This is a genomic window from Hymenobacter metallilatus (assembly GCF_003944705.1).
GTDB classification, from domain to species: Bacteria; Bacteroidota; Bacteroidia; order Cytophagales; family Hymenobacteraceae; genus Hymenobacter; species Hymenobacter metallilatus.
Genome location: NZ_RWIS01000013.1, coordinates 56,113 through 74,590, shown reverse-complemented (window position 1 = coordinate 74,590; position 18,478 = coordinate 56,113). Strand labels below are relative to the sequence as shown.

Sequence of the window (18,478 nt, the reverse complement as noted above, 5' to 3'; positions counted from 1 at the left end):
AACAGACCGTTCGATAGCAATCCTGATGTGCTAAGGTCCTTCGTCCTCGCTTGATACGCGACATGCTCAGGATGACAGATGACAATAGGTAGCACGACGGTGCAGCAAACTCCGTTTTGTGCGCCTGCTTACCTTTGCATCCCTTCTTCATTCTCTTTACAGCGCAAGCGGAAGCTTCCGCCACATTCTCTGTATGACAACTCCCTCTCCAGAACACATTAAGTGTCTGATTATCGGGTCCGGCCCCGCGGGGTACACGGCGGCCATTTATGCGGCCCGTGCCAACCTCAAGCCGGTGATGTACCAGGGTTTGCAGCCCGGGGGGCAACTCACCATCACCAATGATGTAGAAAATTTTCCGGGCTACCCCGACGGGATTATGGGGCCGGAAATGATGGAGGACCTGAAGAAACAGGCCGCCCGCTTCGGCACCGACATTCGCTATGGTATTGCCACGGCGGTAGACTTTTCGGGCCACCCACACCGGGTCACGATTGATGAACACCTGGAGCTGACGGCCGACACCATTATTATTGCCACCGGCGCCTCGGCCAAGTGGCTGGGCCTGCCCTCGGAACAGCGCCTGAACGGCTCGGGCGTTTCGGCCTGCGCCGTGTGCGACGGATTCTTTTACCGGGGTAAGGATGTAGCCATTGTAGGCGCCGGCGACACGGCCGCCGAGGAGGCTACCTATCTGGCGAACCTTTGCAACAAGGTGTACATGATTGTGCGCAAAGGCGAGATGCGCGCCTCGAAAATCATGCAGAAGCGGGTGCTGGACAACCCCAAGATTGAAGTGTTGTGGAACACGGTGACGGACGAAATTCTGGGTGAGCACGCCGTGGACGGTGCCCGCGTGAAAAACGTGCTGGATGGTACTACGCGCGACTTGGCCATTGAAGGATTCTTTGTGGCCATTGGGCACGAGCCCAACTCCAAAATATTCCAGCCTTATCTGCACCACGATGAGCAGGGCTACCTGAAAACCATTCCCGGCACGGCTAAAACCAACGTGGATGGGGTGTTTGCCTGCGGGGATGTACAGGACTACACTTACCGCCAGGCCGTGACGGCGGCCGGTTCCGGCTGCATGGCTGCCCTGGATGCTGAGCGGTACCTGGCCGCGTTGGGGGACCATTAGGGGAGGTGGTGAGTGGTGAAATAATGAGTTTTTCGCTGGCCCTGCGCGAAACAGGCCCGCCGGACGTTACTGCACTATTTCATTACTCACCCACTCACCATTTCACCATTTCACCATTTTCGCTCTTGCTGCATTTAGTTAAACATTGGCTGCTGCCGCTGCTACTGATCGGGCTGTTTCTGAGCTTGCCCGGCCAGCTGCTGGCCCAGCGGCGTAAGGCACCGGAGCCGAAGGCAAAAGCCGGATCGGCTGGCAAGCGGAAGGATTTTTTCCGCATCAAAACTCCCACCATCCGCTACGTGCGGCCCGATACTACTATTCTGATTGAAACGGAGGAGCTGCCCGAGGAAAATTCTGATGCGGCCAAATCCATCTTCTTTAATCCAGCTAAAAAGCTGTCTATCGTAAGCGAGGATACCACTACCCTTGATGAGGGCGGCCAGGAAATTGTGGAGGTATCGGAGCAGGTAAAAATTGACTCTTCCTGGATTAAGGTGGCGGGCTACTACGCCATCTGGGATACGCACAACATCAACCCCTACCGCGTAGATGGACGCCGTATTAAGGATACGCTGAACCTGAAGCTGACGGAGCCGGAGCGGCAGCGCTACGCCAGAATGCCCCTAGCCAAAACGCCCCTGACTTCCGACTTCGGCTTCCGAGGGTACCGCTGGCACTACGGCGTGGACCTGGACCTGGAAACCGGAGACTCTGTGAAAGCGGCCTTTGATGGGGTAGTACGCATTGTGAAGTGGGACGGCTCGGGCTACGGTAACTACATCATGGTGCGCCACTACAACGGCATTGAAACCCTGTACGGCCACTTGCAGAAGTCTCTGGTGACGCCGGGCACGTTTGTAAAGGCCGGGGAGCTGATTGGGCGGGGCGGCAGCACGGGCCGCAGCAGCGGCTCCCATCTGCACTTTGAGGTGCGTTACGAAGGCAACCCCATCGACCCGGAGCAGATGTACGACTTTCCTGACTACCGGCTGATCAAGGATAATTTCCAGATAACCTCGGGCCTGTTTGCTTACTACAGCAAGTCGTTGAAGTACCGGGGCGGCAGCGTGCCGGGGGCAGGTAGTAGCAGTGGCAGTAGCAGCCGAAGTAGTGCTGCCAAGCCTACGCAGGCCCGGCGCATTGTGTCGCACAAGATCCGGAGCGGCGATACGCTGTCGGAAATTGCTGATAAGTACGGCGTGTCGCAGGCTCAGATTCGTCGGCTGAACGGCGGCACCGCCGTGCTGCGGGTAGGCCGGACGCTGCGCATCAAGTAAACACGCTTCTTCCCTGCATTTTTTGCAAAAGCCCTGCTGCGGTAGTATCCCGGCAGGGCTTTTTGGTGTCTTATCCTTAAGGTGTGGGGGCCACCGCGTGGCGAAGAATGTCTATCTTTTGGCGGCCGGTGTGCGCCGTGGTGTTGACAACCCGCGCCGGCCGCTGCCGAGTACTTGCCCGCTGCCCATGTTCGTCCATCTTGACCTGGCCGTTGTGTTTCACCTGTTCTGCATTGTGCAGGGGCTGAGCACGGCTGCGTATCTGCTGGCAGGGCCGCGCCGGCCGGGCAACCGGTGGCTGGGGCTGCTGCTGCTGGCCCTCACACTGCAAGTGGTCGATTATTTTCTGAGCCGCTCGGGCGTGTATTACCGCAGCCGGTGGTTGTACTTCACGCCGCTGTTTTTCTCCTGGGGTTTCGGGCCGCTACTGCTGAGCTACGTGCGGGCGCTGTACGGGGCCCGCCCGCTGCGGTGGCCGCACTTCGGGCCGGTGGCCGGGCAGGCGCTGTTTTATGCGGTGCTGGCGGTGCAGTCGTTCGATACCAAAACCTGGTTTTGGCTGAATGTGCACAAGCCCTGCACGCGCTACCTGGAGCACTACGGGGCAGTGCTGTCGGTGCTGGTGTACGCGGGGCTGGCGCTGCGCTTCCTGGGCCGGCAGCCCCGGTCGGCCCGCTGGCTGCGGCCGGGGCTGCTGGGCGTGGCGCTGTTTTACGTGGCTGCTGCCCTCGACCCGGTGGTGAATAGCGCCTACCTGCCCGCCGGAGCGCCCAAGTTCTACCTCACCAGCCTGGTGCTGCCCGTGCTGGCGTATGCGCTGGCGCTGGTAGGCTGGCTGAAAAATTCCGGTACGCCCGATCTGCATCTGACTGATGCGGCCCCGACTGAAGCAGAAGCCGCCCGGCTGGAAGTGGAGCCGGCCGCCCCGAGCCCGGCCGCTCCCGGCAAAGAACCGCTGCCAGTCAACCCCGAGCAGCTGGCGCGGGTGGTGGCGGCTTTCGAGCAGGAGCACGTCTTCCGCAACCCCGACCTGACCCTGGACAGCCTGGCCGGGCTGCTGGACCTGACGCCCAACGCCGTGTCGCAGCTGCTGAATGCCGGGCTGGGGCAGTCATTTTACGAACTGGTGAACGGCTACCGGCTGGAGGAGGTGAAGCGCCGGCTGCTGACGGCCGACGCCCGCCGGCTGACGGTGCTGGCCCTGGCCCTGGAAGCGGGCTTCAATTCCAAGACTACCTTCAACCGGGTGTTCAAGGAAAAGACCGGCCTGACGCCCAAAGAGTACCAAAAGAAGTACCAAGCTACCCATCGGGACGATTCGGTGGCGGCCACCGGCTAGGTTTGCTGCCGTCATCAACCCCTGTCTGCTATGCGCCTGCTTGTACTGCTGCCGCTCCTGCTGAGCACCCTGGGCTCCGCTCCAGGTTTCGCCCAAGCCCCCGCCGCCACGCCCTTGCCCGCCTCGGTGCCTGCCCGCATCCGGGCCGTGGAAAACAGCCTGATGCCCTACGTGCCGGTGGCCGGCCTGCCGGGTTGGAACCTGCTGGAACGCATGAAGCACCACCGCGTGCCCGGACTGAGCATTGCCGTTATCCATAACTACCGAGTGGAGTGGGTGAAGGCCTACGGCTGGGCCGATACCACAAAGCGCATTCCGGTGACGCCGGCCACGCTGTTTTCGGCGGGCTCCATTTCCAAGCTCGTAGCGGCCGGGGCGGCGTTGCAGCTGGTGCAGGCCGGCAAGCTGACGCTGGACGCGCCCATCAACACCCACCTAAAGTCGTGGTGGCTCGCCGAAAACGACTTCACCCGCCAGCAGCCCGTAACGCTGCGGCGGCTGCTGAGCCACCAGGGCGGCACCAGTCAGTCGGCGTACTTCGGGTTTGTACCCGGGAAAGGGCCGCTGCCGTCGGTGGTGGACATCCTCAGCGGGCAGCCCCAGGCCGAAAGCCGGGCGGTGGTGGTGAACAAGGTGCCGGGCACGGGCTTTCAGTACTCGGGCGGGGGCTACCTGGTGGCCCAGCTGGCCATGATGGACGCCACCGGCCAGGACTTCGCTACCCTCACCGATGAGGCCCTGTTTCGACCCTTAAAGATGCGCAGCGCCACGTTTGCCCAGCCCTTGCCGCCGGCCCTGGCCGCCCGCGCCGCCTGGGCGTATTCCGAAAACAGCTGGTTTAAGGGCGTGCCCTACGTGTACCCGCAGCAGGCCCCGGCCGGCCTCTACGCCACGCCCACCGACGTTGCCCGGTTTGTGCTGGAAGTGCAGGAAGCCTACCGGGGCCGGGGGCGGGTACTCACCCAGGCCTCGGCCCAAGCCATGCTCACGCCAGCGGCCGACGTCTCGCAGGGCACCTACCGGGAGCAGATGGGGCTGGGGGCCTTCCTGCTGCAACGCGCCGACCGCACCGACACCGGCAGCCGCTACTTCGAGCACACGGGCGTGAATGCCGGCTTTCTGGCCTACGCCCTCGGCAGCGTGACGGGCGGCAACGGGGTGGTAATCATGATGAACAACAACAACGGGGCTTCGGAGCTGGGCAAGGAGCTGCGCCGGGCCGTGGCCGCCGTATACGGCTGGCCGGCCTTCCTGCCCGAGCCCATCCGCCCCCTGGCCGTGGCCCCCGCCGCCCTGGACGCCTACGCCGGCCGCTACCAGCGCGGCCCCGATGAAGTTGTGACGTTCCGGCGGGAGGCCGGACATTTGGTGGAAAACATCAACGACGGGGCCGAAATCCTGGCCTACCCCGTAGCCTCTGACACGGTGGCGTTTACCGACTACGCCATGCGCGGCGTGTTCACGCGCAACGCGGCCGGGCAGGTAGCCAGCCTGCGGATTCTGGAAACCAACCAGCTGCTGCCCCGCCTCGCCCCCGAAAACCTGCTGCCCGGCGAGCTGCTGCGCCGGGGCCGCATTGCGGAGGCGGTGGCCGGCTACCGGCTGCTCCGCCTCAACGAGTACCAGCTCACCTACATGGCCTACGACCTGCTCAACGCCCGCCCCGCCAACCTATCCGCCGCCGAGGGCCTGCTTACGCTGGCTCGGGAGCAGTTTCCGCAGTCGGCCGTGGTGTTTGCCCGCTGGGGCGACCTGTACGCCCGCCTGGGCAACAAGACGCAAGCCATTGAAGCCTATCAGCAGGCGTTGCGGCTGTATCCCGAGGACAAGGACGTGCGGGAAAAGCTGCTGGCATTGCAGCCGTAGCCGGGCTGGGGGAGAGGGTGCGGACAGTTGGTACAAACGCTAAACAGAACGTCATTCCGAGCGCAGCGCAGCGGAGCCGAGGAATCTCGCGTGCTGACATTGCAAGGCTAACCAACCCTTAGAACGTCATTTCGACGGCAGGAGGAATCTCACGTGCTGACATTGCAATGCTACTCAGACGTCAGCCCGCGAGATGCTTAACTTCACCTCCGGCTACGTTCTGCGTGATAGTTACCACTGCAACGTCAGCACGTGAGATTCCTCGGCTGCGGCTTCGCACCCTGGCTTGATACGCCACATGCTCGGAATGACGTGCTGGTTGGGCGGCTATCTATACCGCCCAGGGAAAAGACTACCGTGTACCTGCTACTTTTGCGGCTGACTGTAGCCCGAGCCTGGCTCTTCAGGCGGGCTTGGTCCGGCGTGAGGGCCCTGGCTGAACTACAGGTTTTCCATTGAGGCTTTCTTTTACTACCTGAATGAAACTTGATATTCTGGCCCTGGGGGCGCACCCCGATGATGTAGAAATGTCGGCGGCCGGTACGCTACTGGCGGCGGCGGCGGCCGGCAAGAAAATCGGCATCGTCGATTTTACCCGGGGCGAGCTGGGCACGCGCGGTACGCCCGCCACCCGCGCCCAGGAGGCCGAGGCGGCCAGCCGCATTCTGGGCCTGAGCGCCCGCGAAAACCTGGGCCTGCCCGACGGCTTCTTCCGCAACGACCGGGAGCACCAGCTGCCCGTTATTGCCGCCATCCGCCGCTACCAGCCCGATATCATCCTCTGCAACGCCATCCACGACCGGCACCCCGACCACGGCCGGGGCGCGCAGCTGGCCTCCGAATCGTGCTTTCTGAGCGGGCTGCGCATGATTGAAACCCTCGGCGACGATGGCCAGCCCCAGCAGCCCTGGCGGCCCCGCCTGGTGTTTCACTACATTCAGGACCGCCAGATTCCGGCCGACTTTGTAGTGGACATTTCGGCTCACTGGCCCAAGAAGTGGGAGAGCATCCAGGCCTACCAGTCGCAGTTTTTCAACCCGAACAGTTCCGAGCCCCAGACCTATTTATCCAGCCAGATGTTCAGCAATTTCATGGAAGCCCGCGCCCGGGAGTTCGGCCACCTGATCGGGGTGGAGTTCGGGGAAGGCTTCACCCGCGAGCGGCCTCTGGGCGTACGGGAAATTACGGAGCTGATATAAGCGCCAAGCGGAAATAGCCCGTCATGCTGAGCGTAGCTGGAGGCGAAGTCGAAGCATCTTTACCGCTGGCTAATTAGATGACAGCACCGTTATCTGCTCCATAACCCAAGGTGTAAACCCTGGGCCGATGATGGCTTAACGAAGCGGTAGAGATGCTTCGACTACGCTCAGCATGACGGCCTAACATCACCACGAACCCCAGCCCGAAGGCTGGGCTTTTTGCATGGAATTCAGCCAATTTACGACCGTTTTCAGGGCGCTATGGGAGCTATTGAAAGTCTGATTATGAAACGGTAAAACTTCTTTAAATCCTTGCCTAATGCCGTTTTGCGTACATGCTAAAAGTCTGATGAAGCAACGGATTGAAATGGCGTTCCGGTTGCTAATCCGCTACTTCAGGCATCCCTTCTGAGTTAGCCGCCGGCTGGCAGGAGGGAAGTTGCCTCACTTCATTTCCCCGCCTCCATGATACCCACGCCTGCCCGCTTGCCGCTTTGGTTGAAACTGGCCTTCACTGCCTTCTTGCTGGTGATGGTGCCGGTGTACTGGGTGAATTACGGCCCCACCAACTTCCTGTACTTCTGCGACGTGTCGCTGCTGCTGTGTCTGGTGAGCGTGTGGACGGAGCGCCGCCTGCCAGCCTCCATGGCCGCCGTGGGCATCCTGCTGCCCCAGGTACTCTGGTGCGCCGATTTTCTGGGCGAACTGTTCGGGCATCACCTTATCGGCATGACCTCTTACATGTTCGACCCTAACCGCTCGTTGTTTCTGCGCGGACTCTCGTTCTTCCACGGCTGGCTGCCTTTCCTCATCCTGTTTCTGGTGAAGCGCCTGGGCTACGACCGGCGCGCCCTGCCCGCCTGGACGCTCCTGGCCTGGGGCCTGTGCCTGGTGGCCTACTTCTGGCTGCCGCCCGCCGGGGCCACCGTGCCCGACCCCAAAATTCCCGTCAATATCAACTACGTGTTTGGTTTTGACGATGCCCATCCGCAAACCTGGCTGCCCGCCCCGCTCTACCTGGTAGGCTGGATGCTGACGCTGCTGGTGGTCATCTACCTGCCCACGCACTGGGCCCTGCGCCGCTGGCGGGCCCCTAAGTCGGCTATGAAGGAAGCAGAGGTAGCGCCCTCGGCCCGGCTGATGTGGAAGCAGGCGTAGGTTTCGGTAATTTCTATCCGCTGAGCTATCTTGTTATGAAAATAACACGCCTCACCCGCCCCGTTACTCGCTTCCTCCTGATGTCTATCCTTAGTCCTGAACAGCGCTCCGATACTGTTGCCTCGCCCATCACTGGCCCCGGCCGCCGCCAGCGCCTGGCCGGGGCGGCCGCTACCACCGCCACCCAGCTGCTCCCATTATTCAAGCTGCTCGATACCATCCAGCCCCAGGTGTGCAGCGACTCGGTGTTTCACCTGCGGCGGCTGAAAATTCAGGCCCATTTTGCCGAGGTGCGCCAGGAGCTGCGGGCGGAGCGGCCCCGGCGACAGGCCCTGCAATTCGCCCTCCACGCCCTCACCGAGCTGGTCCGCGAAGAAGCCCGCGACATCAGCCGCAACGAGTTGCAGCAAGCCGCTAAAGAAGTCGTGCTGGCTACATTGAAGAATGCGCCGGCTTTGATTAATGTAGCGAATCAGGCGCGGCTGCTGGCATGAGCAAAGTGTAGACTTGTGGTTTTGGCTATTCTACCATTAATGATGGACTGCTGTACTTACCTTATGAAATACTTGACTCTTGATAGTCGGTAGCGCATGTGCACTGACTCCTGAGTACCTTTATTACCCGAAAGCGCAATCTACTCTGAAGAATATCTACTGATGTTTACCTCACTTCTCAACAAGCATACGGCTTGTGCTTGGCTGTTACCGTTCCTCATTATTCTCGCATCCTGCGGCTCACAGGACGACAAACCAGAGCCTACACCTCAGTATGTAGTCAAGGTCAAAATAATTAGCACAGATGCTGGTGGGTTAGGTGCTGGCGGATTAGTTTCTATTACACGACTAGATAAGCCTAGGGCAGTATTGTTGGATGCTAGCTTACCCGATAACGGGATTGAAGAAGCGGAAACGATTACAAGTCTAAAAACAGGCGAAACAGTTGCCGTTGGTTTAGGCTTTGATAAAGCCACAACAGGGTCTGGCATTGTACCACGTACAACCAGTCAGCTACGCGGAGAGATTTGGGTAAATGGCCAATTAAAAGCTTCGGCTGAGCTGGACCGCAACACTCCCTCGCAAAATCCGGACTACCCTACTAATAGTGCGAGGTACACAATGGGTGACTAGCATCATTAATAGAATATAAAAAAGGCCGCCCGGTTACGTAACCGGGCAGCCTTTTTGTGTCAAACTACATTCTACCGCACCCCTAACCGGTTCCGCTTCCAGGCTGAGCCGGTTGCGGCCGTCGCATCGGCCGAGGCGGCGGTGGCGGGCTTTTTCTCCGTCAGGAGCATGGCGGTGAGCACGGCGGCCAGCTTGGCGGTGGCTTCGTCCGGGGCAGCGGGTTTCAGGGACTCGGGGGTGAAGTGGTCCTTGATGAAGTTGGTGTCGAAGTTGCCGCTCACGAAGGCCGGGTGCTGCAGCACGTAGCGGCCGAAGCCCAGCGTGGTTTCGATGCCGGTAATCTGGTACTCCTCAATGGCGCGCAGCATCCGGGCAATGGCCTCCTCGCGGGTGGCCCCGAAGGTGACGAGCTTGGCAATCATGGGGTCGTAGTAAATCGGAATGTCCATGCCCTGCTCAAAGCCGTCATCGACCCGCACACCGGGGCCCTGGGGACGCACGTAGGTGGTCAGTGTCCCGATGTCGGGCAGGAAGTTGTTCTGCGGGTCTTCGGCGTACACGCGCAGCTCCAGGGCGTGGCCGGTGATGGTGAGGTCTTCCTGGCGGAAGGCGAGGGGCTGGCCCTGGGCTACTTTAATCTGCTCCTTCACCAGGTCCAGGCCCGTAATCTGCTCCGTTACGGGGTGCTCCACCTGCAGGCGGGTATTCATTTCCAGGAAGTAGAAGTTGCGCTGGTCGTCGAGCAGGAACTCCACGGTGCCGGCCCCGGTGTAGTTGCAGGCGCGGGCTACATCTACGGCGCAGCGGCCCATTTCGGCGCGCAGCTCGGGCGTGAGCACCGAGGAAGGCGCTTCCTCAATCACCTTCTGGTGGCGGCGCTGAATCGAGCATTCCCGCTCAAACAGATGCACAATGTTGCCGTGCTCGTCGCCCAGTACCTGAATTTCGATGTGACGCGGCCCGGTCACGAACTTTTCAATAAACACGGCCCCGTCGCCGAAGGCCGACACGGCCTCATTCACGGCCAGCTGCATCTGCTCCTCAAACTCCTCGGGCTGGTACACCAGGCGCATGCCTTTGCCGCCGCCGCCGGCCGAAGCCTTAATGAGCACCGGGAAACCCACCTGCTCGGCCACGCGCTTGGCCTCCTGCACGTCGCTGATGGCTTCATCCAGGCCCGGCACCAACGGAATGTTGTAGGCTTTCACGGCCTGCTTGGCTGAAAGCTTGTCGCCCATCACATCCATGGCTTCCGGCGAAGGACCCACGAAAATCAGGCCCGCTTCCTTCACCATGCGGGCGAATTCGGCGTTTTCACTCAGGAAGCCGTAGCCGGGGTGAATGGCATCGACGCCCAGCTGGCGGCATACTTCCAGGATTTTGTCGCCGCGCAGGTAGCTGTCTTTGCTGGCGGGCGGGCCCACGCACACGGCCTCGTCGGCGTAGCGCACGTGCAATGCGTTGCGGTCGGCTTCGGAGTAAATGGCCACGGTTTGCAGGCCCATTTCCCGGGCGGAGCGCAGCACGCGCAGGGCAATTTCGCCGCGGTTGGCGACCAGCAGCTTGGTGATTTTCTTCATGCTATAGTTGTCGGTTGTCAGTTGCTGGTTGTTAGTACTGCCAGTATCTAGGGTGGGTATCGACCTGACAACTGACAACGAAAAACTAACAACTACGAGCAAAGAAACGCCATTCCGGCCGCACCAGAAAACGCGCCGGGTCAATTCCTATAAGGTTGGATGCCTGCCCGCGGCGGGCTACCTTTGCGGATTGCCATAACTTTGTACATTCCCCGAGCGTTATGCCCCCCAAGCATAACCGCTTGTTTTCGTTTCACATTCAACCTGTTCCCTCGTGGATCTATTTGAGAAGATTGCCGCCAACCGCGGCCCGCTGGGTAGCCATTCACACTACGCGCACGGCTATTTCACCTTCCCTAAGCTGGAAGGCGAGATTAAGCCCCGCATGATTTTCCGCGGCAAAGAGGTTCTCACCTGGAGCCTGAACAATTACCTGGGCCTGGCCAACCACCCCGAGGTGCGCAAGGCCGACGCCGACGCCGCGGCCGAGTACGGCATGGCCCTGCCCATGGGTGCCCGCATGATGAGCGGCAACTCCAACCTGCACGAGCAGCTGGAAAACGAGCTGGCCGAGTTTGTGATGAAGCCCGACTGCATGCTGCTCAACTTCGGCTACCAGGGCGTAGTAAGCATTATCGACGCCATGGTGGGCCGCCACGATGTGATTGTGTACGACGCCGAGTCGCACGCCTGCATTATTGATGGCGTACGTCTGCACGCGGGCAAGCGCTTTGTGTACGTGCACAACGACATGCAGAGCCTGGAGAAGCAACTGGAGCGCGCCCAGCGCATCATCGACGAAACCGGCGGCGGCATCCTGGTCATTACCGAGGGCGTGTTCGGCATGTCGGGTAACCAGGGCGACCTGCGCGGGGTGGTAGCGTTGAAGGAGAAATACCAGTTCCGTTTGTTCGTGGATGATGCCCACGGCTTCGGTACCATGGGCACTACGGGTGCCGGAACGGGCGAAGAACAGGGCGTACAGGACGGTATTGACCTTTATTTTTCGACGTTTGCGAAGAGCATGGCCAGCATTGGTGCCTTCGTGGCCGGCCCCGAGAACGTAATTGAATATTTGCGCTACAACATGCGCAGCCAGATTTTCGCCAAAAGCCTGCCCATGCCGCTCGTAGTGGGCGCTTTGAAGCGGTTGGAGCTGCTGCGCACCCGCCCTGAGCTTAAGGAAAATCTGTGGACGGTGGTACGTGCCCTGCAAAGCGGCCTGCGCGAAAAAGGCTTCAATATCGGCACCACTACTTCGCCCGTAACGCCGGTGCTGCTGGAAGGCCAAATCCCGGATGCCACGCAGGTAACCTTCGATCTACGTGAGAATCACGGCATTTTCTGCTCTATTGTGGTATATCCGGTGGTACCCAAGGGAGTGATTATGCTGCGTATCATTCCAACGGCCGTGCATACCCTCGACGATGTGGCCATTACCATCAAGGCCTTTGAAGCAGTACAGGAGAAGCTGGCCAAAGGACTTTATTCCAAGGCTGAAGTGCCCGAGGGCCTGCAACGCTAGTCTTAGCTTCGCTAAGTGCAAAAGCCAGCTTCTTTCCGGAAGCTGGCTTTTTGTTTTAGGACTATTTCAATATATGTCTCGCGTGAGGGAGGGCTTTGGAGAAGATGTTTTGAGGTAAAATAGGCCCTTAGTGGCTGGAAAAGGCCATTAAGAAAAAAACTTGTCAACTTGCTTGTATTTGAAATCCCTGTATATTAGGGCCGGTTAAACACTTTTTCCACACCAACTAACCCCTCCCAACAATGAGCAATTTTGGCCAACTGAAGGACCTCGTGATGTCGCTGGAAGCTGACTTCGAGAAATTCTACGACAAAGGCAACTCGGCCGCTGGTACCCGTGTGCGTAAAGGCATGCAGGAGCTGAAGAACATGGCCCAGACCATCCGGACTGAGGTACAGAACAAGAAAAACGACGGTGGTGCTGCTGCTGCTCCCGCTGCCAAGGCTGCTCCGGCTAAGAAAGCCGCTGCTCCTGCTGCGAAGAAAGCGGCTCCCGCTAAAAAGAAGTAAGTGGGCGCTACGCCCGGCGTAGCGAACCTGTTTACACCTAAAAGGCCCTGCTGATCATCAGCAGGGCCTTTTTTGTTATGAGCCAGATAAGCCGGACTTACACCAGCTTGATGAGGAAGTAGCTCTTGCCCTTCTGGGCTACCAGGTACTTATCCAGCAGCGCGGCTACGGCCGTGGCGCTCTGGTCGAGGGTTACTTTCTGGCGGTTGAGCTTCACGCCGTTGTTCTGCACCATTTTGCGGGCCTCGCCTTTGCTGGAGAAGATGACGTTGCCAGCAGCGGTGCTCAGTAGGGTGAGGGCATCCTGGCCTTCCAACTCGGCGCGGGAAACCTCCACGTGCGGTACGCCGGCAAACACGTCCAGCAGCGTGGCCTCATCGAGGCTGCTTAGCTCGCCGCCGCCAAACAGCACCTGCGAGGCGGCCAGGGCAGCTTCGAAGGCTGGTTCGCCGTGCACGCGGATGGTGACGTCTTTGGCCAGGGCTTTCTGCAGCACCCGCAGGTGGGGGGCGGCGGCGTGCTCGGCTTCCAGGGCTTCGATTTCCGGCTGGCTCAGCAGCGTAAACACGCGGATGAGGCGGGGCACGTCGGCGTCGGCGGCGTTAAGGAAGAACTGGTAGAACTGGTACGGGCTCGTCATGGAGCTATCCAGCCATACGGTGCCGGTTTCGCTCTTGCCGTACTTGGTACCGTCGGACTTGGTGATGAGCTGGCCGGTGAGGGCGTAGGCCTTGCCCTCGCCGCCCGACATGCGCCGGATCAGCTCGGTGCCGGTGGTGATGTTACCCCACTGGTCACTGGCGCCCATTTGCAGGGTGCAGCCCAACTCCTTATAGAGGTGGAAGAAGTCGTAGCCCTGCAGCAACTGGTAGCTGAACTCGGTATAGCTGATGCCCTCAGCCCCGCCAGAATCGACACTGTTCTCGTTGCCGCCAATGCGGCGCTTCACCGAGTCCTTGGCCATCATGTAGTTGACGGTGAGGTGTTTGCCCACTTCGCGCAGAAACTGCAGGAAGCCAAACTCCTTGAACCAGTCGTAGTTGTTCACCACGCGGGCCCCGGTGGGTGAGTCGTCGAACACCAGGAACTTCTCCAACTGGGCCTGAATGCCGGCCTGGTTGCGGCGCAGGGCGTCCTCATCGAGCAGGTTCCGCTCCGCCGATTTGCCCGAAGGGTCGCCAATCATGCCGGTGGCGCCGCCCACCAGGGCCAGGGGCCGGTGGCCGGCGCGCTGCAAATGCACCAGCAACATAATAGTGGCCAGGTTGCCGATGTGCAGGGAAGGCGCGGTAGGGTCGAAGCCGATGTAGCCGGTGATGGGCGTGTTCTTCAGCAGGTGCTCCTCGGTGCCGGGCATCATGTCGTGAAACATGCCCCGCCAGCGCAGTTCGTCGATTAGGTTCAAGGGTGAAGTTGTGAAGTTGTGAAGTTGTGAATCAGGCAGTGGTTAAAACACGACTAACCCACGCACATAAGAGGCACAAAGGTAAAAAGGCCTGTGGTACATTTGCAGTCCAAGTGAAAGCCGCAGCGGAATAGCGCCGCAAGACCTTCACAACCTCACAATTTCACAACTTCACCCTTGACCGCCTCGCCCGACGAAATCCTGAAGCAGCTCCAGCAGCGGCAGTTTGCGCCCGTGTACTTTCTGCAGGGGGAGGAGCCGTATTACATTGACCTTGTGGCCGATTTGCTGGAAAAGCACGTGCTGCCTGAGCACGAGAAGGGTTTCAACCAAGTGGTGATGTACGGCAAGGACACCGACGTGGCCGGCATTCTGGGCCAGGCCAAGCGCTTCCCTATGATGGCGGAACGCTCGGTGGTTATTGTGAAGGAGGCCCAGGCCGTGGCCGATCTGGAAAACGAAAAGACGTGGCCCTTTCTGGAGGCCTACCTGCGCAATCCGCTGCAAAGCACGGTGCTGGTGTTCTGCTACAAGCACAAAACCCTGGACGCGCGCAAAAAGCTGGGCAAGCTGCTGGCCGGCGACAAAAAGGAGCCCGCCCCGGCCGGCACCGTGCTCATGACCAGCAAAAAGCTCTACGATAACCAGGTGGCCCCTTGGCTGAGCAACTATGTGCGCTCCAAAAACCAGCAGATTACGCCCCAGGCCACGGCTATGCTGGCCGAATACATCGGGGGGGAGCTGGGCCGCCTCACCAACGAGGTGGATAAGATGCTCATCAACCTGCTGCCCGGCCACAGCATCGATGAGGACCTGGTGCAGCGCATGGTGGGCATCAGCAAGGAGTACAACATCTTCGAGCTGCAGAGCGCCCTGGTGCGCCGCGACGTACTCAAGGCCAACCGCATCCTGCTCTACTTCGAGGCCAACCCCAAGAACAACCCGCTCATCCCCAACCTGACGCTGCTGTTCAACTACTTCTCCCGCCTGCTGGTGCTGCATCAGCTGCCCGGGAACCCCGCGGAGGCCGACTGGCTGAAAATGGGCCTGCGCTTTCCCATTCAGCGCCAGGACTATCAGGTGGGCCTGAAAGTATTCGACTTCCACCGCACCCGCGACATCGTGCACCTCATCCGCCGCGCCGACGCCCAGAGCAAAGGCATCGACTCGGGCTCCATGACCGACGGCGAAATTCTGCGGGAGCTGATCTGGCTCATCATCCACCCGGTGCCGCTGCATGCGGTGGTGGGGCAGTAGCGCTGAGGTTGCATCCTCTCAGGATTCGGAGGAAGGCGAACTGCTTTAAGCGAATATTTTGGATGCTACGAAGTGTAGTTTTGCTTACCTGAAGTGGTATTGGCTGCTGACGACACTACTAGCAATGGCGGGACTGTGGACAGCCTATCCGTACGGGCACAGCCTGCTACCGACTGTAGTGGGTGGTGGATTCGCCTCCTTTTTTCTATATGCCATCATCTGGCTGCTGCGCCCTATCCGCAAACCCCGCCCCAAACGAAATGTGCCCTGACTGCTTCCCGAACGGAATATCCGGCTTTCCCTCGTGGTGGGCCTACGAGGCCTTTGAGCAGCAACTGCTATGTAAGCCGCTGAAGCTGCTGCCCGGTGAGGTGACCCGATACACCTGCCCGGCGTGCCGGGAGGTGTGAGTGCTGTCGGAGCCGGGCAATGCGTGGTGGGGCTATTTTCTGCCGCAAGCCGCTGCCGACGCTTATGGGCGGCGGCGGGCCCTGCGCGCGAAGATGCGCCAGCTCGGCTGCTTGGGGCTGTTGCTGGCGGCAGGGTTGTATTGCGGGTGGCGGTGCTGGTAAGTACGCTGCAGGTGCCGTTGTCGGGAACAGACTGGCTTGCGGGAAACACTCAACGGTACAAAAAGAATGGAAATGTGAAACAATGTCTATACATTTGATGTATAGACATCAAATGCCTTCTCCGCAGACTGCCCAGCTGGCCGTAACCTTTTACTCCTAGGGTGGGGCCGACATGATTTCGCAGTTCGGCGGGAAGACGCCTACTTTTCTCTAACACGGTAGTATGAACATTCTGAACGTCATTTCCAGCCCCCGTGGCGGCGCTTCCTTCAGCATCAAGCTGGCCAACGGCATCATCGAGAAGCTGCAGGCTGCGTATCCCGGCAGCACCGTAATTACCCGCGACCTGGCCACACATCCGTTTCCGCAGCTGGAAGAAGCCAAGCTGCAGTCCTTCTTCACGCCGCCTGCCAACCGCACGCCCGAGCAGCAGGAAGCCGCCCGTCACTCCGACGACGCCATTGCCGAGTTGCAGGCCGCTGACGTCATCGTTATTGGTGCACCGCTTTACAACTTTGGCATTCCGTCCACGCTCAAAGCCTGGATTGACCACATTGCTCGCGCCGGCATTACGTTCAAGTATGTCGATAATGCTCCCCAGGGCCTGGTAACCGGCAAGAAAGTGTACGTGGCCATGTCTAGCGGCGGCATTTACTCCGAGGGCCCGGCTGCCGGCTTCGATTTTGTGGCCCCGTACCTGCAGGCCGTGCTGGGTTTCCTGGGCATGACCGATGTAACGGTGGTGCGGGTGGAAGGCGTGTCCATTCCCGGCGTACAGGACACAGCCTTGGAAAAAGCCCTGAACAGCGTGGTTATCTCGCAATCGGCTGAACTTGCTGTATAGCTGTTCTCTTGGTACAGCAACGCTGCGTGATTAGCAACGACGAGGCTACAGCTAATCTGGTTCTGTAGCTTCTGTATGGCGGCTTGAATAGCCGTTTTGCCTCCGTAGCCGGTTTTCTGGTTGCAAATAAAGCCTGGTCAGTTTTCCAATGGAAAATCGGCCAGGCTTTGTTATTGGGTGGTGCCTCAACTGGTGCCGGGCTGACGTAGTTGGAGAACTTAGAGAAATTTTTCCTCGTTAAATGGAAAAATTTCTCTAAGTTCGTTCTGTCAAACACACACCGATGGCTACTGCTGCACACCACCCGAAAATAACGGCCGTTATGCCGGCGGCTTTGCGCAAGAAATGGGCGGCCTGGGGCCGGACCGGGCAGGATGCCTACGCCTTGGTGATGGAAGCCCGCAAGGGCGTACCGGCCGCCACGGCGTTTGAGGTGGCTGAGGCCTACCAGCTGCAGGCCCAGGAGCTGGAAGCCATTTACGAGCTATCCACCAAAACCCTGCGCACCTACTCCCAGGAAAAGAAAAACCTGAGCGCCGCCAGCAGCGAGAAAACCCTGAAAATCATCAGCCTCTACAACCTGGGGGTGGAAGTATTCGGGGAGGCCGCCGCGTTTCTGCGCTGGCTGGATAAACCCGCTCATGGCCTCGACGGGGAGATTCCACTGCGGCTGCTGGAAACCAGTGGGGGCATAGATCTGGTGGCCGAGGAGCTCACGCGCATTGCCTACGGCGACTTATCCTAGAGGTCCAGAGTATGCTGGTGTACCGCATCTGCCTGGCCAAATACGCCGACGACCTGTTTGCCTCCGGCTACCGGGCGCGCTGGAATTATAAGGATCAGTTTGTGATTTACACCGCCGCCAGCCGGGCCCTGGCCTGCCTGGAAAACGTGGTGCACCGCAGTGGAGAAGGCCTCACCGGCCAATTTCGGGTGCTGGTGATTGACGTGCCCGATGACCTGTTGGTGGAAGAGGTACCACTGAGCCAGCTGCCCCGGGACTGGGAGCAGGCCAGCCGCTACGCCGTGTGCCAGCCTCTCGGGGCCGAGTGGTACGCGCGCCGCAGCTCGGCCGTGTTGCGGGTGCCCTCGTCCATTGTGCCCCAGGAATTCAACTACGTGCTGCACAGCCGCCACCCCGATTTCAAGCGCATCCGGATTGTGAGCCGGGAGGAGTTTCGGTTTGATGCACGGATTAAGGCGGATGAAGTAGGGTGAATATGATTCAAAAACTGGGTATAATACTGTTGCTGATAGGCTTAACTTCTGCAAATGGTGTAGCACAATCACCACGGAAAGTAACCCGCTTGCGAATAGTCAAAACGGAGTTTTTGGGCTATCGGGAATATGTTATTACGGATAGCACTATCCGGGTTGAAATACATGATGTAGCAACCACAGATTCGTTGCTGGTAAGAGAAATTACTTCGGTTGAGCGAAATCAATTGTTGGCCCCGCTAGACCAAGTTTACCTATCTGGCCTTAAGAATAGTTACCAAGGGAAAAGCACAGACACAGATATGCCTGGTTATACTTTTATGGTAGTGAAAGGAAGCTTTGCCAAGCAAATCAATTTATACGAGTATCGGCTACGTTGCTTATATGACGTTTCTGTAAGACTGGATGCTTTGCTTCCTGAGGCTTTCCGTCTGAACTACGCAACCTACACAGCTAAGTAG

General features: G+C 59.5%; 16 protein-coding genes and 1 pseudogene. 15 read left to right on the top strand and 2 right to left on the bottom strand.

The genetic code is table 11. The features are described from left to right. Nucleotides 1–193: 193 nt before the first annotated feature. The 8 genes from trxB to EI290_RS17555 all read left to right on the top strand — a co-directional run bounded on the left by trxB (nt 194) and on the right by EI290_RS17555 (nt 9,107). Complete coding sequence (gene trxB / locus EI290_RS17590) at nt 194–1,141, top strand: thioredoxin-disulfide reductase (protein WP_125432981.1); 948 nt, start codon at nt 194–196, stop codon at nt 1,139–1,141. A gap of 125 nt (nt 1,142–1,266) precedes the next feature. Next, entirely contained in the window at nt 1,267–2,418 is a 1,152-nt protein-coding gene (locus EI290_RS17585) for a peptidoglycan DD-metalloendopeptidase family protein (protein ID WP_246008989.1), read from the top strand. A 187-nt stretch (nt 2,419–2,605) separates the two neighbouring features. Then, nucleotides 2,606–3,757, top strand: coding sequence for a helix-turn-helix domain-containing protein (locus EI290_RS17580; RefSeq protein WP_125432979.1), 1,152 nt, complete (start codon nt 2,606–2,608; stop codon nt 3,755–3,757). Between the two features lie 30 nt (nt 3,758–3,787). Then, nucleotides 3,788–5,623, top strand: a complete 1,836-nt coding sequence (locus EI290_RS17575) for a serine hydrolase domain-containing protein (RefSeq protein ID WP_125432978.1) — start codon at nt 3,788–3,790, stop codon at nt 5,621–5,623. 479 nt (nt 5,624–6,102) lie between these two features. Further along, entirely contained in the window at nt 6,103–6,822 is a 720-nt protein-coding gene (gene bshB1 / locus EI290_RS17570; RefSeq protein WP_125432977.1) for a bacillithiol biosynthesis deacetylase BshB1, read from the top strand. Between the two features lie 465 nt (nt 6,823–7,287). Further along, entirely contained in the window at nt 7,288–7,980 is a 693-nt protein-coding gene (locus EI290_RS17565; RefSeq protein WP_125432976.1) for a hypothetical protein, read from the top strand. Nucleotides 7,981–8,015: 35 nt separating this feature from the next. After that, a complete protein-coding gene (locus EI290_RS17560; protein ID WP_125432975.1) occupies nt 8,016–8,474 on the top strand; it encodes a hypothetical protein in 459 nt (152 codons plus the stop codon). 162 nt (nt 8,475–8,636) lie between these two features. After that, nucleotides 8,637–9,107: a hypothetical protein gene (locus EI290_RS17555; protein ID WP_125432974.1), complete on the top strand. Its 471-nt coding sequence runs from the start codon at nt 8,637–8,639 to the stop codon at nt 9,105–9,107. A 71-nt stretch (nt 9,108–9,178) separates the two neighbouring features. On the opposite strand, the gene accC is transcribed toward EI290_RS17555, so the two are convergent. After that, nucleotides 9,179–10,687 (bottom strand): acetyl-CoA carboxylase biotin carboxylase subunit, encoded by a 1,509-nt coding sequence (accC, locus tag EI290_RS17550; protein ID WP_125432973.1) that lies wholly within the window; start codon nt 10,685–10,687, stop codon nt 9,179–9,181. A gap of 274 nt (nt 10,688–10,961) precedes the next feature. On the opposite strand from accC, the gene EI290_RS17545 reads away from it, so the two are divergent. Both EI290_RS17545 and EI290_RS22950 read left to right on the top strand, forming a co-directional pair. Next, entirely contained in the window at nt 10,962–12,212 is a 1,251-nt protein-coding gene (locus EI290_RS17545; protein WP_125432972.1) for an aminotransferase class I/II-fold pyridoxal phosphate-dependent enzyme, read from the top strand. Between the two features lie 242 nt (nt 12,213–12,454). Further along, nucleotides 12,455–12,622: pseudogene (locus EI290_RS22950) on the top strand (histone H1); the annotation flags it as partial. 196 nt (nt 12,623–12,818) lie between these two features. Here the strand turns inward: EI290_RS22950 and tyrS are convergent. Further along, entirely contained in the window at nt 12,819–14,126 is a 1,308-nt protein-coding gene (gene tyrS, locus EI290_RS17535; RefSeq protein WP_125432970.1) for a tyrosine--tRNA ligase, read from the bottom strand. 177 nt (nt 14,127–14,303) lie between these two features. Between tyrS and holA the strand changes: the two genes are divergently transcribed. From holA to EI290_RS17510, 5 genes are all read left to right on the top strand, one after another. Further along, nucleotides 14,304–15,383, top strand: a complete 1,080-nt coding sequence (gene holA / locus EI290_RS17530) for a DNA polymerase III subunit delta (protein WP_125432969.1) — start codon at nt 14,304–14,306, stop codon at nt 15,381–15,383. Between the two features lie 795 nt (nt 15,384–16,178). Further along, nucleotides 16,179–16,799, top strand: a complete 621-nt coding sequence (locus tag EI290_RS17525; protein ID WP_125432968.1) for an FMN-dependent NADH-azoreductase — start codon at nt 16,179–16,181, stop codon at nt 16,797–16,799. Nucleotides 16,800–17,082: 283 nt separating this feature from the next. Next, nucleotides 17,083–17,544, top strand: a complete 462-nt coding sequence (gene parS / locus EI290_RS17520; protein WP_246008988.1) for a type II RES/Xre toxin-antitoxin system antitoxin — start codon at nt 17,083–17,085, stop codon at nt 17,542–17,544. Nucleotides 17,545–17,555: 11 nt separating this feature from the next. Beyond that, on the top strand, nt 17,556–18,017 hold the full coding sequence (locus EI290_RS17515) for an RES family NAD+ phosphorylase (RefSeq protein WP_125432967.1): 462 nt from the start codon (nt 17,556–17,558) through the stop codon (nt 18,015–18,017). 2 nt (nt 18,018–18,019) lie between these two features. Further along, nucleotides 18,020–18,478, top strand: a complete 459-nt coding sequence (locus EI290_RS17510; protein ID WP_125432966.1) for a hypothetical protein — start codon at nt 18,020–18,022, stop codon at nt 18,476–18,478.

Coding starts and splice junctions, on each gene's coding strand:
- EI290_RS17560 (WP_125432975.1), top strand. CDS start 8,016: ATGAAAATAACACGCCTCACCCGCCCCGTTACTCGCTTCCTCCTGATG.
- parS (WP_246008988.1), top strand. CDS start 17,083: ATGGCTACTGCTGCACACCACCCGAAAATAACGGCCGTTATGCCGGCG.
- trxB (WP_125432981.1), top strand. CDS start 194: ATGACAACTCCCTCTCCAGAACACATTAAGTGTCTGATTATCGGGTCC.
- bshB1 (WP_125432977.1), top strand. CDS start 6,103: ATGAAACTTGATATTCTGGCCCTGGGGGCGCACCCCGATGATGTAGAA.
- EI290_RS17555 (WP_125432974.1), top strand. CDS start 8,637: ATGTTTACCTCACTTCTCAACAAGCATACGGCTTGTGCTTGGCTGTTA.
- EI290_RS17510 (WP_125432966.1), top strand. CDS start 18,020: ATGATTCAAAAACTGGGTATAATACTGTTGCTGATAGGCTTAACTTCT.
- EI290_RS17515 (WP_125432967.1), top strand. CDS start 17,556: ATGCTGGTGTACCGCATCTGCCTGGCCAAATACGCCGACGACCTGTTT.
- EI290_RS17565 (WP_125432976.1), top strand. CDS start 7,288: ATGATACCCACGCCTGCCCGCTTGCCGCTTTGGTTGAAACTGGCCTTC.
- EI290_RS17525 (WP_125432968.1), top strand. CDS start 16,179: ATGAACATTCTGAACGTCATTTCCAGCCCCCGTGGCGGCGCTTCCTTC.
- EI290_RS17575 (WP_125432978.1), top strand. CDS start 3,788: ATGCGCCTGCTTGTACTGCTGCCGCTCCTGCTGAGCACCCTGGGCTCC.
- EI290_RS17580 (WP_125432979.1), top strand. CDS start 2,606: ATGTTCGTCCATCTTGACCTGGCCGTTGTGTTTCACCTGTTCTGCATT.
- accC (WP_125432973.1), bottom strand. CDS start 10,687: ATGAAGAAAATCACCAAGCTGCTGGTCGCCAACCGCGGCGAAATTGCC.